13 protein-coding genes are annotated in these 15,524 nt (G+C 39.9%); 8 read left to right on the top strand and 5 right to left on the bottom strand.

Features of this window, described 5'->3' with window-relative positions; translation table 11 throughout:
* Positions 1 to 83 precede the first annotated feature (83 nt).
* The gene (gene cgtA, locus ASU1_RS07145) at positions 84 to 1,259 is read left to right on the top strand and encodes an Obg family GTPase CgtA (RefSeq protein WP_014992096.1); all 1,176 of its coding nucleotides are present in this window, start codon (positions 84 to 86) and stop codon (positions 1,257 to 1,259) included.
* Positions 1,260 to 1,333: 74 nt separating this feature from the next.
* Positions 1,334 to 1,945, top strand: a complete 612-nt coding sequence (locus tag ASU1_RS07140) for an HI_0552 family protein (RefSeq protein WP_014992095.1) — start codon at positions 1,334 to 1,336, stop codon at positions 1,943 to 1,945.
* Between the two features lie 104 nt (positions 1,946 to 2,049).
* Here ASU1_RS07140 and rlmB read toward each other — a convergent pair whose 3' ends face one another.
* From rlmB to ribF, 4 genes are all read right to left on the bottom strand, one after another.
* Complete coding sequence (gene rlmB, locus ASU1_RS07135) at positions 2,050 to 2,793, bottom strand: 23S rRNA (guanosine(2251)-2'-O)-methyltransferase RlmB (protein WP_014992094.1); 744 nt, start codon at positions 2,791 to 2,793, stop codon at positions 2,050 to 2,052.
* Positions 2,794 to 2,886: 93 nt separating this feature from the next.
* Positions 2,887 to 4,251, bottom strand: a complete 1,365-nt coding sequence (gene pssA, locus ASU1_RS07130; protein ID WP_014992093.1) for a CDP-diacylglycerol--serine O-phosphatidyltransferase — start codon at positions 4,249 to 4,251, stop codon at positions 2,887 to 2,889.
* A gap of 136 nt (positions 4,252 to 4,387) precedes the next feature.
* Positions 4,388 to 7,204 (bottom strand): isoleucine--tRNA ligase, encoded by a 2,817-nt coding sequence (gene ileS, locus ASU1_RS07125; protein WP_014992092.1) that lies wholly within the window; start codon positions 7,202 to 7,204, stop codon positions 4,388 to 4,390.
* 58 nt (positions 7,205 to 7,262) lie between these two features.
* A complete protein-coding gene (ribF, locus tag ASU1_RS07120) occupies positions 7,263 to 8,225 on the bottom strand; it encodes a bifunctional riboflavin kinase/FAD synthetase (protein ID WP_039195308.1) in 963 nt (320 codons plus the stop codon).
* Positions 8,226 to 8,519: 294 nt separating this feature from the next.
* On the opposite strand from ribF, the gene nadR reads away from it, so the two are divergent.
* The 4 genes from nadR (at position 8,520) to ASU1_RS07100 (ending at position 12,009) form a co-directional block, all read left to right on the top strand.
* Positions 8,520 to 9,800, top strand: a complete 1,281-nt coding sequence (nadR, locus tag ASU1_RS07115; protein ID WP_014992090.1) for a multifunctional transcriptional regulator/nicotinamide-nucleotide adenylyltransferase/ribosylnicotinamide kinase NadR — start codon at positions 8,520 to 8,522, stop codon at positions 9,798 to 9,800.
* A complete protein-coding gene (locus ASU1_RS07110) occupies positions 9,800 to 10,498 on the top strand; it encodes a metallophosphoesterase family protein (protein WP_014992089.1) in 699 nt (232 codons plus the stop codon). The genes nadR and ASU1_RS07110 overlap by 1 nt, the downstream gene beginning before the upstream one ends.
* A 198-nt stretch (positions 10,499 to 10,696) precedes the next feature.
* Positions 10,697 to 11,413: a two-component system response regulator ArcA gene (arcA, locus tag ASU1_RS07105; RefSeq protein WP_014992088.1), complete on the top strand. Its 717-nt coding sequence runs from the start codon at positions 10,697 to 10,699 to the stop codon at positions 11,411 to 11,413.
* Between the two features lie 77 nt (positions 11,414 to 11,490).
* Entirely contained in the window at positions 11,491 to 12,009 is a 519-nt protein-coding gene (locus tag ASU1_RS07100; protein ID WP_014992087.1) for a porin family protein, read from the top strand.
* An 84-nt stretch (positions 12,010 to 12,093) separates the two neighbouring features.
* On the opposite strand, the gene ASU1_RS07095 is transcribed toward ASU1_RS07100, so the two are convergent.
* On the bottom strand, positions 12,094 to 12,630 hold the full coding sequence (locus tag ASU1_RS07095) for a KdsC family phosphatase (RefSeq protein ID WP_014992086.1): 537 nt from the start codon (positions 12,628 to 12,630) through the stop codon (positions 12,094 to 12,096).
* 54 nt (positions 12,631 to 12,684) lie between these two features.
* Between ASU1_RS07095 and ASU1_RS07090 the strand changes: the two genes are divergently transcribed.
* Together ASU1_RS07090 and typA are read left to right on the top strand one after the other, a co-directional pair.
* Positions 12,685 to 13,380 carry a YggS family pyridoxal phosphate-dependent enzyme gene (locus tag ASU1_RS07090; RefSeq protein WP_014992085.1) on the top strand — a complete coding sequence of 232 codons (696 nt, stop codon included), beginning with the start codon at positions 12,685 to 12,687 and terminating at the stop codon, positions 13,378 to 13,380.
* A 194-nt stretch (positions 13,381 to 13,574) separates the two neighbouring features.
* On the top strand, positions 13,575 to 15,422 hold the full coding sequence (typA, locus tag ASU1_RS07085; protein ID WP_014992084.1) for a translational GTPase TypA: 1,848 nt from the start codon (positions 13,575 to 13,577) through the stop codon (positions 15,420 to 15,422).
* The last annotated feature ends 102 nt before the right edge of the window (positions 15,423 to 15,524 follow it).

The following is a 15,524-nucleotide window of genomic DNA, read 5'->3' as shown; positions in this document are numbered from 1 at the left end:
GGTTTCTGAACGAATCCGTAGACTGTCTCTCTCCCACAAGGGGAGAGAGTAAAATTAAAGAGGGGAGTAAAAAAGGAATAACAATGAAATTTATTGATGAAGCCCTGATTCGTGTCGAAGCAGGCGATGGCGGTAACGGTTGTGTGAGTTTCCGCCGTGAAAAATATATCCCAAAAGGCGGGCCGGACGGCGGTGACGGCGGTGACGGTGGTGATGTTTATTTAATCGCTGATGAAAACTTAAATACGCTTATCGACTACCGTTTTGAAAAACGTTACGCAGCAGGTCGTGGTGAAAATGGTCGTAGTGCCGGCTGTACCGGATACCGTGGTAACGATATTACTTTACGTGTGCCGGTCGGTACTCGTGCAATCGACAATGACACCCAAGAAGTCATCGGTGACTTAACCAAACACGGTATGAAAATGTTGGTGGCAAAAGGCGGTTATCACGGCTTAGGTAATACTCGTTTTAAATCGTCGGTAAACCGTGCGCCTCGTCAAAAAACTAACGGTACACCGGGCGAAAAACGTGATTTATTACTTGAGTTAATGCTACTTGCCGATGTTGGTATGCTTGGCTTACCGAATGCCGGTAAATCAACCTTTATCCGTGCCGTATCGGCTGCAAAACCGAAAGTAGCGGATTATCCGTTTACAACGCTTGTGCCAAGTTTAGGTGTAGCACGTGTCGGTGCGGATCGCAGTTTCGTAGTGGCGGATATTCCGGGCTTAATTGAAGGTGCGGCGGACGGTGCCGGTTTAGGTATTCGTTTCTTAAAACACCTTGAACGTTGCCGCGTACTAATTCACTTAGTCGATATTATGCCGATTGATGAAAGCGATCCGGCACAAAATATTTCGGTGATTGAAAGTGAGCTTTATCAATATAGCGAAAAATTATCGGAAAAACCGACTTGGTTAGTGTTCAATAAGATTGATACGATTGGTGAAGAAGAAGCACAAGCTCGTGCGCAAGAAATCGCAGAACAAATCGGTTGGGAAGGCGATTATTACTTAATATCTGCTGCAACCGGTCAAAACGTGCAAAATCTTACCCGTGATATTATGGACTTTATCGAAGCGAACCCTCGTGAAATCGCAGAAGAAAATAAAGAAGCGGATGAAGTGAAATTTAAATGGGATGATTATCATCAAGAAGCAATGCAAAACCCTATCGAAGAAGATTGGGATGACTTTGATGATGATTGGTCGGAAGAAGATGAAGAAGGTGTGGAATTTGTTTACACCCGTAGCTAATCCTAGCTAATGACAAGCGGTTGAATTTGCGAAAAAATTTGCAAATTCGACCGCTTTTTATTTGAGGAATCAAAATGCTGAATGCCAAAAGTTGTGAATTATTTGAAATTCCGTTTTTTCAATTTGCGCAAATGAAAAAATATTGTCCGGAAGATATTCCGTTGATAAAAGCAAATTACAAAGCGGAGTGGCAAAAATGGAAAGCGTTGCATTTAGAGGTAGCACGTCAGCTTGGTATGCCGTTTGCCGAACCGCATATTGAAAAATGGTGTAACGGTTGGCAGGTTAGAGCGCACTTTTTCGCTTATTACAAATACGAATTTAACCGAAATTCAGCTGCAATTTTATCAGTGATTTTAAATCGTCGCCGTTTACAGGTGTGCTTGGATTGGCATTGTTACCGAGCGGATCGTTCGCAGATTTTATTAGCGCAATATAATCAATGGTTGGAAAAATTAGATCGTTCTCAATACCAAGATTTTGAAGTATGGCACGGTGCGGAAAGCGAGTATGCCGATTTTAAAACGCTTAAAGAAACAGATTCGTTATCGCTTGAAAATGAGGAAGATTTTTGGTGTATCGGACGTAATATCGAAAAGGCCGAGCTCGATCAGATTGATATGACGGAATTTATTTACCAAACCATTCGCCAATTATTACCGCTGTATGAAGCGTGTCATCAATAGAGAAAATATGGAAGAGACAAGCGGTTAAATTTTTAGCAAACTTTGCCAATGCCCAGTGACTTAGATGAAGCTTTATCATCTTCCATATTTGAAGAGACTAATTATTATTGCGCAGCCAGTTTTTGGCGTACGATTTCAAATAAACATACGCCGGTTGCCACCGAAACATTCAGTGAAGAAACCGAACCAGCCATTGGGATACTAATTAACTGGTCGCAATGTTCACGGGTTAGACGACGCATACCGTCACCTTCCGCTCCCATCACTAAAGCGATAGCACCGGTTAATTTAGCCTGATAAATACCGGAAGTCGCTTCACCTGCCGTGCCGACAATCCAAATATTATGTTGTTCTTGTAGCTCTCGCATTGTGCGAGCAAGATTAGTAACACGAATTAACGGCACAGTTTCAGCTGCACCGCAAGCCACTTTACGTGCGGTTGAGGTGAGCTGTGCCGATTTATCTTTCGGTACGATAACCGCATCCACACCTGCCGCATCAGCGGTACGCAAACAAGCACCAAGGTTATGTGGATCTGTCACACCGTCTAAAATTAATAAAAACGGATTTTGCTTTTGACTCAAGATTACATCAAGATCGTGCTCGTTTAGCTCTTTTTGCGGTACTACTTTCGCAATAATCCCTTGGTGAACTTCACCTTGCGCTTTGTTATCCAATGTTTGGCGATTTACTTGCTGAATGGAAATACCTAAGCGTTGTAATTCATTCAATAATGGGTTTAGACGCTTATCTTCACGTCCTTTTAGCACTAAAACTTCAATTAAGCGTTCCGGTGCGTTATCTAAGAAAGCTTTTACGGCATGAATACCATAAATTTGTTCGCTCATTTTTATTCCTTTGTAAATAAACAACGGATAACGAAGAAAACACATCGAAAAGAAGTTTGTGTAGCGCTAAGTTATCCGTAGTCAATTAAATCGTTATAACAACATTTTTACGATTTTATCCAATTTCACTCGTCCAAATTTCTTCAGTAATTTCTGAACATCGTATGGATAGTCTTTAACCATTTCTAAATCGCTATAATGGCTCAATTGTTGTGTATAGGTTCTAATTTGCGTGAGTTCTAGCTGCACTTTATCGCCTAATTCTGACTTCGGATCATAAATTAATACCGCATTTTCAGCATCCAGCCCCCAAGCTCTAGGGTTTAAATTATTACCGGTTAATAGAATATAACGGTCATCAATCCATACCCCTTTCAGATGGTAGGTATTGTCACCGTCTTTCCATAAACGTACGCTCAATTGCTGATTTTGAATATAAAAATCAAAACGTTTAGCAAAGGCACGTAAGTTTTTTTCATATAAATAAGGTAATGCCGACGCCATCGTGAATTTTTCTTCCGGCGATGTATAGAAATCATTTGCTGTTTTATCACCGACAATGATTTCTACTTGTCTGCCGTTTTCAAGTAACCATGAAATGCGTGTTAAGAGCGAGCGCGGAAAATTAAAATACGGCGTGCAAATCGTCAGTTTATTTTGCACTTGATAAAACAATGCTTCAATTGTCTTATTTAAACGGTTTTTACGTCCTAAACCAACAATCGGTGATAAGCAAAGCTCATCACTTTTCGGCTGGCCTACAAATTGGTAACTTTGTTGGCTTAGCTGTTTACGAAATGCTTTGATTTGTGGGCGAATTTTTACAGTTGCCGGACGTTCAATCTGATCTAAACGGTTTACAGCTTGATTCGATAAAATATATTGCTGTGTAAAGGCAACGATTGTATCTGCTAACACACTATTTTCAATAACATGGTAACGGTCATAGCGATAACGTTCTAACTGTTGTAAATAAACATTATTAATACTTGCGCCGCTATACAGTAGCGTATCATCGAAAATAAAGCCTTTAAGGTGAAGTACCCCGAAAATTTCTCTACCGTTAACCGGTACGCCCCAAAATTCAATTTCTTGTGCTAGCGGTAAATCATATTGCTGTTTTATTTTGGCATACCAGTCGGCATTAGAGCTGGTAGTTTCTTCACCAATACGACCTCTTTGCGCACGATGCCAATCTACCAAGATTTTAATTTCTAAGCTTGGATTCGCTAATTTTGCTTGATAGAGCGCATCTAAAATCTCTTGTCCCGCTTCATCTTGTTCAAAATATAAAGCGGTTAAATAAATACGTTTTTTTGCAGTTTTAATGAGCTGTAAAATGCGAGCTTTGAACTCACGGCTACCTGCTAGAAATTCTACTTTATCCGCTGTTTGCGGAATAAAACGCAATGCTTCCAGCTGTTTTTTTGCGTGATTAGGTTTATTGAGAATGAGCATTTTACGATCCTATATGATAGACCCGATATTTTATCTATCGGGTTAGTATAGCATTGCCGCCCAGCGACAAAATATTTAATAACTTTTGTAATATGAAACCTCGCACAGAGTGCGAGGTTATCTTACTTAAGCATATTTAAGCAAATGAACGTTTTTCACCGTCGCCTGCCACGTTTTCTACACAGCGACCACATACTGAGCTATGTTCCGCATGAGTGCCAATATCGGTTGCGAAGTGCCAGCAACGAGGACATTTTTCACCTTCGGCACGTTCGACTTTCACCGCTAAACCAGCTACTTCACCTTCTGTAACATCCGCTTCACTTAACGGCTTGATAATTGCTTGTGAAGTAATAAGCACAAAACGAAGTTCATTGCCAAGTTGTTCCAACATTGCGCAAATTTCATCATTTGCATAAACAGTTACTTTCGCTTCTAATCCTGCACCGATTACTTTGTCTTTACGAGCTTGCTCAAGTACTCGGTTCACTTCTGCACGCACTTTTAAGATTTGTTGCCAGTAAGCATCATCTAATTTATCCGCTTCGGTTAAACCGAATAAGCCTTCGTAGAATTCTTCGGTAAATACAAACTCCGAACGACCTTCCACTTGTGGTAAGTAACCCCAAATTTCATCGGCTGTGAATGATAGAATTGGTGCCATCCAACGAACTAATGCTTCTGCGATATGCCATAACGCTGTTTGGCAGCTACGGCGTGCAAGGCTGTCTGCTTTGGTTGTGTATTGACGGTCTTTGATAATATCTAAATAGAATGAACCCATTTCGATAGAACAGAAACGCATTAAACGTTGTACTACTGCGTGGAATTGGTAGTTATCGTATGCTTCTTTAATATCATTTTGTGCTTCTAATGCACAACTTACCGCCCAACGGTCAAGTGCGATCATTTCTTCCGGTTTCACTAAGTCACGTTTCGGGTCAAAGCCGTTTAGGTTTGCTAATAAGAAACGTGCCGTATTACGGATACGGCGATAAGATTCACCTGCGCTATTTAAGATATTGTGCGAAACGGCGATTTCACCGGTATAGTCGGTTGAAGCCACCCATAAACGTAAAATATCCGCACCGTTTTTATTCCAAACTTCTGAAGGTACGATTACGTTACCTAAAGATTTTGACATCTTACGGCCTTTTTCATCTACTACGAAACCGTGAGTTAACACTTGTTTATACGGTGCTTTGCCATTTGTTGCCGTTGAAAGCATTAATGAAGACATAAACCAACCACGGTGTTGGTCCGAACCTTCAAGATACATATCCGTACTATTACCATTGAACTCAGGACGAGCTTCTACTACGGATGCATAAGTAGATCCTGAATCGAACCATACGTCTAAAGTATCCGGTACTTTACGGTAGTTTTTCGCATCTTCTTCACCTAGTACTTCAACCGGATCAAGATCCCACCATGCTTGAATACCCTTTTCTTCTACACGTTTAGCTACGCTTTCTAAGATTTCAAGTGTACGAGGATGTAGCTCTTCGGTTTCATTGTGAACAAACATTGTCATTGGCACACCCCAAGTACGTTGGCGAGAGATACACCAGTCAGGACGGTTTGCTACCATGGTATCAATACGAGCTTCACCCCAGCTTGGGATCCAACGTACTGATTTAATTTCACCTAATGCTTGTTTACGTAAGCCTTGTGTTTCCATACCGATAAACCATTGAGGTGTCGCACGGAAGATAATCGGTGTTTTGTGACGCCAGCAGTGTGGATAGCTATGTTTGATACGTTCTAATTTTAATAACGTACCGGTTTCTTTTAATTTTTCTAAAACTTTTTCGTTTGATTCGAACACACCTAAGCCGGCAAAGAATGGCGTAGTTGAGATAAACTTACCGTCATTTGCTACTAAACCAGCCATTTCGATGTTGTATTTTTTCGATACCACAAAGTCGTCTTGACCGTGATCCGGTGCGGTGTGTACTAAACCTGTACCGCCATCAGTCGTTACGTGATCGCCTAAAATTAATGGCACGCTATAATCGTAGAACGGGTGTTGGAATTGCATTAATTCTAATGCGTCACCTTTTACTTCACCTAATACTTCGACTGATTCTACGTTTGCGGCTTTTTGTACGCTTTCAACTAGATCTTTAACTAAAATGACACGTTCTTCACCGAATTGAACAAGTTGGTAGTCGAATTCTGGATTAATTGAGATTGCTTTGTTTGACGGTAATGTCCAAGGCGTTGTGGTCCAAATAATTGCAGAAATTTGACCGCTTCCTTTACCTACCGCATTAAATTTTGCTTCAACTGCAGCGCTATCAACCGCTTTAAAACGAACGTAAATAGATGGAGACACTTTGTCTTCATATTCTACTTCCGCTTCCGCTAATGATGAACCACAGTCTAAACACCAGTGAACCGGTTTAGAACCTTTGTATAAATGACCGTTCGCAATCACCTTGCCTAAAGTACGGATAATGTGCGCTTCCGTATCGAAATTCATGGTGAGGTACGGATTTTCCCAATCACCTAAAACCCCCAAACGCATAAAGTCTGCTTTTTGTCCTTCAACTTGCTCTTTTGCATAATCACGACAAGCTTGACGGAATTCCGCCGCAGAAATTTTCTCGTTAGGTTTGCCGACAAGACCTTCTACTTTTAATTCGATCGGTAAGCCGTGGCAGTCCCAACCCGGAACATAAGGCGTATCGAAACCTAAAGCGGTTTTCGATTTCATAATAATATCTTTTAAAATTTTATTAACTGCGTGACCAATATGAATATTACCGTTTGCATACGGAGGACCATCGTGCAGAATGAAAGATTTTTTCCCTTTCGAACTTTCACGTACTTTTTGATATAAGTTTTTGTCATACCAATTTTTTAACATATCGGGTTCGCGTTTAGCGAGATCCCCACGCATAGGAAAGCCTGTTTCAGGCAAATTTAAGGTGTTTTTGTAATCAATCATTTTTGTTTTCCAGTTAATAAAATTTTAGTTTAATTTTGTGTAATTATTAGGTTACTTGCTATTTTGCAAATTCTTTAAAAAATTCGACCGCTTGTTGCCTGTCTTTCTCGATTTGTACTTTAAGTGCTTCGAAACTTGGGAATTTCACCTCGTTACGAATTTTGTGCATAAAGAACACTTCTATCGCTTCACCGTAAATCGAACGGTTAAAATCAAAAATATGTACTTCTAATAAGGCTTTACTGCCGTTAATGGTTGGACGATTCCCTACATTAGCAATGCCGTTATATTTACCGGTTTGAGTTTGAATTTGTACGGCAAATACGCCTTGCAGCGGTATTACTAAGCGGTTAAGCATAATATTTGCAGTTGGGAAACCAATGGTTCGACCGAGCTTATTACCGTGTGCTACTCGCCCTGCGATCGAATAAGGTCTGCCTAATAATTTTTCTACCAAGTGAAGATTATCTTGCTGCAAAGCTTGGCGGATCAAAGAGCTGCTGATTCGTTCACGATTAAAACTGTGCGTGTGGCTTTCTTCTACCGCAAAACGGTATTTTAGACCTGCATTATGCAACATTTCAAAATTGCCGGCACGTTTCTCACCGAAACGGAAATCATCGCCAATACTGAGATAACGAACTTGCAAACGTTTCACTAACAATTCGTTAATGAATGCATCGGCAGATAACTGCGCAAATTTATCACTAAAACGTACGCAGAGGACAAAATCAATACCGGCTTCTTCCAGATATTTCAATTTGTCCCGTAACCGCATTAGCCGAGCAGGGGCTGAAGAAGCGGTTAAATTTGCCGATTTTTTTGCAAAAAATTCACGAGGTTGTGGCTCAAATAGCATAACCACTGAGGGTAAATTTAGCTCCAATGATTTATCACATAAACGAGCCAAAATATTTTGGTGCCCAATATGAACGCCGTCAAAGTTCCCAATAGTCAGCACACAGCCTTTTTGTAGGGCGTGAAAGTTCGCCAAGTTATGAAAGCCTCGAATTAATTGCATTAAGAATGTTGCCAAAATTTAAATAGAAAATTGCTGTGATTATAACGTTTATCAAGCAAAAATGGAAAGGTAAGGGTGGCAATTTCAGCGATTTTCTTTCGTTTTGACAGTTAAAGCAGGTTTTTTGTCGTTTTTAAACTGGCAAAGCAAGGTTCTTCAGCTCAGGAAATATGCGGTTAAATTAAGCTAAAATTTTGCAAAAATACCGCATGTAAAGTGGAATTTGCAAATAAATAAATACTCAAATGCTACATTTTGTTTTATTATACGATAACTTATATTGAGGAAAGAATTATGACAGATTTCGCTTATCTCCAGCTCAAGCGCAAACAGTTAAAAATGAAAGTAAATGATGTTTGTGAGCAAGCAGGTGTAACACGAGCTTATTTTAATCAACTGGTCAGTGGAAAAATAAAAAATCCAAGTGCAAATAAACTGAAATCGCTGCACCAAGTATTAAATATTGTTGAAGATATGAATCTGCGTGTCGGTGTCATTTTCGGTAAATTTTACCCGGTACATACCGGTCACATTAATATGATTTACGAAGCATTCAGTAAAGTAGATATATTACATGTAGTTGTATGTACTGATACTGAACGAGATTTACAACTTTTTAAAGACAGTAAAATGAAGCGTATGCCAACCAATGAGGATAGGCTGCGTTGGATGCAACAGATTTTTAAATATCAGAAAAAGCAAATTTTTATCCATCACTTGAAAGAAGATGGGATTCCTAGTTATCCGAACGGCTGGGCGGGCTGGGCGGCTCGTGTTAAAGAGTTGTTCAGTGAGAAAAGTATTAATCCGACAGTGGTATTCAGTAGTGAAGTGCAAGATAAAGCGCCTTACGAAAAATACCTTAATTTGGAAGTGCATTTAGTTGATCCTAAACGTGAATTGTTTGACGTTTCCGCAACGCGTATTCGTAATAATCCATTCCAATACTGGCGCTTTATCCCGAAAGAAGTTCGTCCATTCTTTGTGAAAACTATTGCGATTTTAGGTGGAGAAAGTAGTGGTAAATCGGTATTAGTCAGCAAATTGGCTAACGTATTTAATACTACCTCGGCTTGGGAATACGGACGAGAATTTGTGTTTGAGCAGCTTGGTGGTGATGAGCAAGCGATGCAGTATTCGGATTATCCTCGAATGGCGCTTGGTCACCAGCGTTATGTCGATTATGCGATGAAGCATGCGCATAAAGTTGCGTTTATTGATACTGATTACATCACGACTCAGGCATTTTGTATTCAGTATGAAGGTAAAGCACATCCGTTTTTAGACTCAATGATTAAAGAGTATCCATTTGATGTGACCATTTTACTTTCGAATAACACCAAATGGGTTGATGACGGTTTGCGTAGCCTTGGCTCGGTAAAACAACGCCAACGTTTCCAACAATTACTGAAAAAATTATTGGAAAAGTACCGCGTACCTTATATTGAAATAGAATCACCAAGTTATTTGGATCGCTATAATCAAACGAAAGAAGTGGTTGAGGCGATTTTAAAAGATGAAGCGATTCCATTGCAATTTAAACAGTATAATCAGCACGAAACGGAAGATAACTAATGATACTTTTTGCGGGCGATCCTCACGGTAGTTACCAACATCTTTATCCTATTTTGCAAGCGCATAAAGGAGAAGAGGTTGCATTGGTTATTTTAGGTGATTTGCAACTAACAACGCCCGAAGAATTAGATAAGCTTTCACAGTATTGTGATATTTGGTTTATTCACGGTAATCATGATAGTAAGACGGTTGCAGCATTTGATTCGATTTGGAATAGCGAATGGAAGCAACGTAATATTCACGGCAAAGTGGTGGATATTCAAGGGGTAAAAATTGCCGGTTTAGGCGGAGTATTCCGTGGGCATATCTGGATGCCGCCGAATCGGCCGATGTTTTTTGATCCGATTCATTATTGTCAATATTGTCCGCAAGAACGAATTTGGCGGGGTGGTTTGCCATTAAGACACCGTACTTCTATTTTCCCTTCTGATATAGAAGCGTTGGAAAACCAGCAGGCAGACATTTTAATTTCACACGAAGCGCCTCGTCCGCATCCGCAAGGTTTTGCTGTGATTAATCAGCTGGCTCGAAAAATGGGAGTAAGCAAAATTTTTCACGGGCACCATCATGATAATTTTGACTATAAATCAATTAATCGTAATAAGGCGTGTGATATTTTTAATATCGGCTTTAGAAGTTTATCGGATATTGATGGTAACTATTTAATTGTTGGTGTAGATGATCGAGATAATCGATAATGTGTGTTTCTTAATCGATTATAATAAAAATTAAAGGCTGCTTAGTTCAATTAGCATTAAAAATTTGACTTAATATAACAAAACTTGAATTAACTCTTTCTAGTAAGCTGCAACAGCGGTAAAATTGCCACAACTTTGCAACAATAATTCAACACCTTGCAATAACAGATTTTTAAAATTACTTAGAAGGCTTATACAATGCAAAATCCACAAATCTTGATTGTTGAAGATGAACTTGTCACTCGTAACACGCTAAAAAGCATTTTTGAAGCGGAGGGTTATGAAGTATTTGAAGCGACAGATGGCGTTGAGATGAATGCTATACTCGCAGAGCAAGCGATTAATCTTGTGATTATGGACATCAATCTTCCGGGCAAAAACGGTTTAATGTTGGCTCGAGAATTACGTGAAAATACTAAAGTCGCATTAATGTTCTTAACCGGGCGTGACAATGAAGTTGATAAAATCTTAGGTTTAGAGATCGGTGCGGACGATTATATTACCAAGCCGTTCAACCCTCGTGAATTGACGATTCGTGCTCGTAATCTTTTACATCGTACAATGAATGAAAAAGATAAAGCGGCCAAGGAAAGTATTTCGGTAGAAAGTTATCGTTTTAACGGTTGGGAATTAGACGTAAACAGCCGTAGCTTGATTACGCCGGAAGGGGTAGTCAATAAATTACCACGTAGTGAATTCCGTGCATTATTACACTTCTGTGAGAATCCGGGTAAAATTCAAACACGTGAAGATCTATTGCTTAAAATGACAGGTCGTGAATTGAAACCTCATGATCGTACGGTAGATGTAACAATCCGTCGTATTCGTAAGCATTTTGAAGATCATCCGAATACACCGGAGATCATTGTGACGATTCATGGTGAAGGCTATCGTTTTTGTGGTGAATTAGAGTAAGGATTGTTTAGATTCTATCTTTATCAGATCTTTTTGCATATAATGAAGATCCTGATACAACAGAAAAGGTATATTCTATGAAAAATTTAACAGTATTAGCATTAGCGGGTTTATTTTCAGCATCAGCATTTGCTGCTCCGGTAGGTAGCACATTTACCGGCGTAGGTGTGGGTGTTGATTTAACTACCGTGAAATATGAAGTAGATGGTGTTAAAGGTAAACAATCAACCGGCCCAGCATTAGTGGTCGATTACGGTATGGACTACGGCAATAATTTTGTTGGTGTTGTACAAGGTAAGGTAAAAGTAGGCAGTACAAAAGTATTTAGTGATGTAAAACAAAAAACTAAATACACTGTGGCGTATCAACAAGGTTACCGTGTTGGTTCAGACTTACTCCCTTATGTTAAAGTTGATGTAGCACAAAGTAAAATTGGTGATACGAATTTCCGTGGTTACGGCTATGGTGCAGGTGCTAAATATGCTGTATCAAGTAATGTAGAGATTGGTGCGGAATATACTCGTAGCAACTTGAAGAAAAGCGGTGATAAGTTAAAAGGTAATGAATTTACGGCAAACGTAGGTTACCGTTTCTAATTATTTCCTCCCTTATAACAAGCGGGCGTTTCTTGCAAAAAATTTGCGAAAAACGACCGCTTATTTTTTTATCAACGTTTTAGTCTATTGAGCCATTTTTTCAGCTACGGTTAGAAAGCCGTCTGCGGTAGCATAAATTTCTTCAAATCCTTGCGCTTGTAGAATACGGTCAGACACTTCACGAAAAGCCCCTTCGCCACCGGCTTTTTCTAATACCCAATCCGCTTTTGCTTTTACATAGTCGTGCGCATTACGAGTAGCAATTGCCAATCCGCAAACCTCAAACGCCGGTAAATCTAACGTATCATCACCAATAAAAGCGGTTTGTTCCGCAGTTACGCCTGCTTCTTGCATCAATTCAAAACACGCGGAACGTTTTTCCATTTTACCTAATTTAAACAGAGGCACTTTGAGTACATCAATACGTTTACGTAACAATGCCGAATCGCCGCCGGATAAGATCGCAACTTGGATCCCGCAGGTTTGCAGCATTTTCATCCCTAAGCCGTCATGGACGTGGAAGCGTTTCATTACTTCACCTTCAGCGGTGTAATACATTCCGCCATCAGTAAGTACGCCGTCCACATCGGTAATCACTAATTTAATCTTGGTTAAATCCATTATTCTGTTCCTCAATATGCTATGATTTATTCATTATAGTTTTTGGAGTTACAAATGTCGATTTCTCAAAATTTATCTCAGATCAATCAGCAAATTCAGCAAATCTCACAGCAATTTAATCGTACTAATGTGCGCCTATTAGCAGTCTCTAAAACCAAACCAGTTGAAGCAATTGAAGAAGCGATTACAGCTGGACAAACTGCATTTGGTGAAAATTATGTGCAGGAAGGTGTGGAGAAAATTGCTTATTTTGCTCAGCAACCAAATTTAGAGTGGCATTTTATCGGGCCGTTACAGTCGAATAAAACTCGTTTAGTGGCGGAAAATTTTGACTGGATTCAAACAGTTGACCGTCTAAAAATTGCGGAACGATTGAATGCACAGCGTCCGGCAAATAAAGCACCGCTCAATGTGCTGATTCAGATTAATATTAGTGACGAACAGTCTAAATCAGGTATTCAACCCGAAGAATTAGACGAGTTAGCAAAAGCGATTAGCCAATTACCGAATTTACGTTTGCGTGGTTTGATGGCGATTCCAAAACCGGAAAGTGAAGCTGAACAGCAAAAAATTGCGTTACGTAAAATGCAGCAACTTTTTGACCGCTTGCAAGCAGCGTTTGAAGGCATTGATACGCTTTCAATGGGAATGAGTGATGATATGCAAAGTGCAATTGAATGTGGCTCAACGATGGTGCGTATCGGCACGGCGATTTTTGGAGCGAGGGATTATTCTGCTAAAAGCGCTTAATTTGCAAAAAATTTAGTAAATCAGACCGCTTAAATCATAGCCAATAAATAAAAAATTCTGTATAATCTCGCCCTTTCGTGAATTGTGATCTTGATCACACTAGGTCGCAATAAGAGGGGGCGATTTCCCCCCTGCTAAAGCTTTCCACGGTGTGTGTAAACGCACCCTATATTCAACTCAATAAAGACATTTCAATGCAAAATTTAGATATTAATAAATTGCGTAATATCGCAATTATCGCGCACGTTGACCACGGTAAAACAACGCTTGTAGATAAACTTTTACAACAATCAGGCACATTAGGTGAAACGCGTGGTGACGCAGACGAGCGTGTAATGGACTCAAACGATCTTGAAAAAGAACGTGGTATTACCATTCTTGCAAAAAATACAGCAATCAACTGGAACGATTACCGTATCAATATCGTAGATACGCCGGGACACGCGGACTTCGGTGGTGAAGTAGAACGTGTTCTTTCAATGGTTGACTCTGTGTTATTAGTAGTAGATGCGTTTGACGGTCCAATGCCGCAAACACGTTTCGTAACGCAAAAAGCATTTGCGCACGGTTTAAAGCCGATCGTAGTTATCAACAAAGTTGACCGTCCGGGCGCACGTCCTGACTGGGTTGTGGATCAAGTATTCGATTTATTCGTAAACTTAGGTGCAACTGACGAGCAATTAGATTTCCCAATTATTTATGCATCGGCATTAATGGGTGTTGCAGGTTTAGAGCACGAAGATCTTGCAGAAGATATGACTCCGTTATTCCAAGCGATTGTTGATCACGTTGAACCGCCAAAAGTGGAATTAAACGCACCGTTCCAAATGCAAATTTCACAATTAGATTACAACAATTATGTAGGTGTAATCGGTATCGGTCGTATCAAACGCGGTTCAATCAAACCAAACCAAACGGTTACTGTGATCGATTCTGAAGGCAAAACCCGTAACGGTAAAGTGGGTCAAGTATTAGGTCACTTAGGTTTACAACGTTATGAAGCGACTGAAGCATTTGCCGGCGACATCATTGCAATCACTGGTTTAGGCGAATTAAATATTTCAGATACGATTTGTGATATTAATAACGTAGAAGCATTACCTGCGTTAACTGTTGATGAACCGACCGTAACGATGTTCTTCTGTGTAAATACTTCTCCATTCTGTGGTCAGGAAGGTAAATTTGTTACATCACGCCAAATCCTTGAGCGTTTAAACAAAGAATTAGTACATAACGTAGCATTACGTGTAGAAGAAACACCAAATCCGGATGAGTTCCGTGTATCTGGCCGTGGTGAGTTACATTTATCGGTATTAATCGAGAATATGCGCCGTGAAGGTTACGAATTAGCGGTATCACGTCCGAAAGTAATCTACCGTGAAGAAAACGGTAAAAAACAAGAGCCATTTGAGCAAGTAACCATTGATATCGAAGAACAACACCAAGGTGCGGTAATGGAAGCATTAGGTATCCGTAAAGGTGAAGTGAAAGATATGATTCCGGACGGTAAAGGTCGTACACGTTTAGAATACGTGATTCCAAGCCGTGGTTTAATCGGTTTCCGTAACGAATTTATGACAATGACTTCTGGCACCGGCTTACTTTACTCAAGCTTCAGCCATTATGATGATGTAAAACCGGGTGAAATCGGTCAGCGTAAAAACGGTGTGTTAATTTCTAACGCAACCGGTAAAGCGCTTGCTTACGCATTATTCGGTTTACAAGAACGTGGTAAATTAATGATTGATCACGGTGTGGATGTTTATGAAGGTCAAATTATCGGTATTCACAGCCGTTCAAACGATTTAACCGTAAACTGTTTACAAGGTAAGAAATTAACCAATATGCGTGCGTCAGGTAAAGATGATGCAATCGTGTTAACAACACCGGTTCGTATGACGTTAGAACAAGCGTTAGAATTTATCGATGATGACGAGTTAGTAGAAGTAACACCACAATCAATTCGTGTGCGTAAACGTTTATTAACCGAAAATGATCGTAAACGTGCAAGCCGTACGACAACAAGTACCAGCACGAAATAATTTGTGTTGATTTAAGAAAATGCCCGCTGCTATTACCTAGCAAGCGGGCATTTTTTTATGGTTTTTTACTGGTCAAATCTGTTAAAAATATAGATCAATTTT

This window comes from Actinobacillus suis ATCC 33415, from assembly GCF_000739435.1.
Lineage (GTDB): Bacteria > Pseudomonadota > Gammaproteobacteria > Enterobacterales > Pasteurellaceae > Actinobacillus > Actinobacillus suis.
The sequence above is the reverse complement of the archived record's forward strand: the minus strand, read 5'-3'. Positions and strand labels throughout refer to the sequence as shown.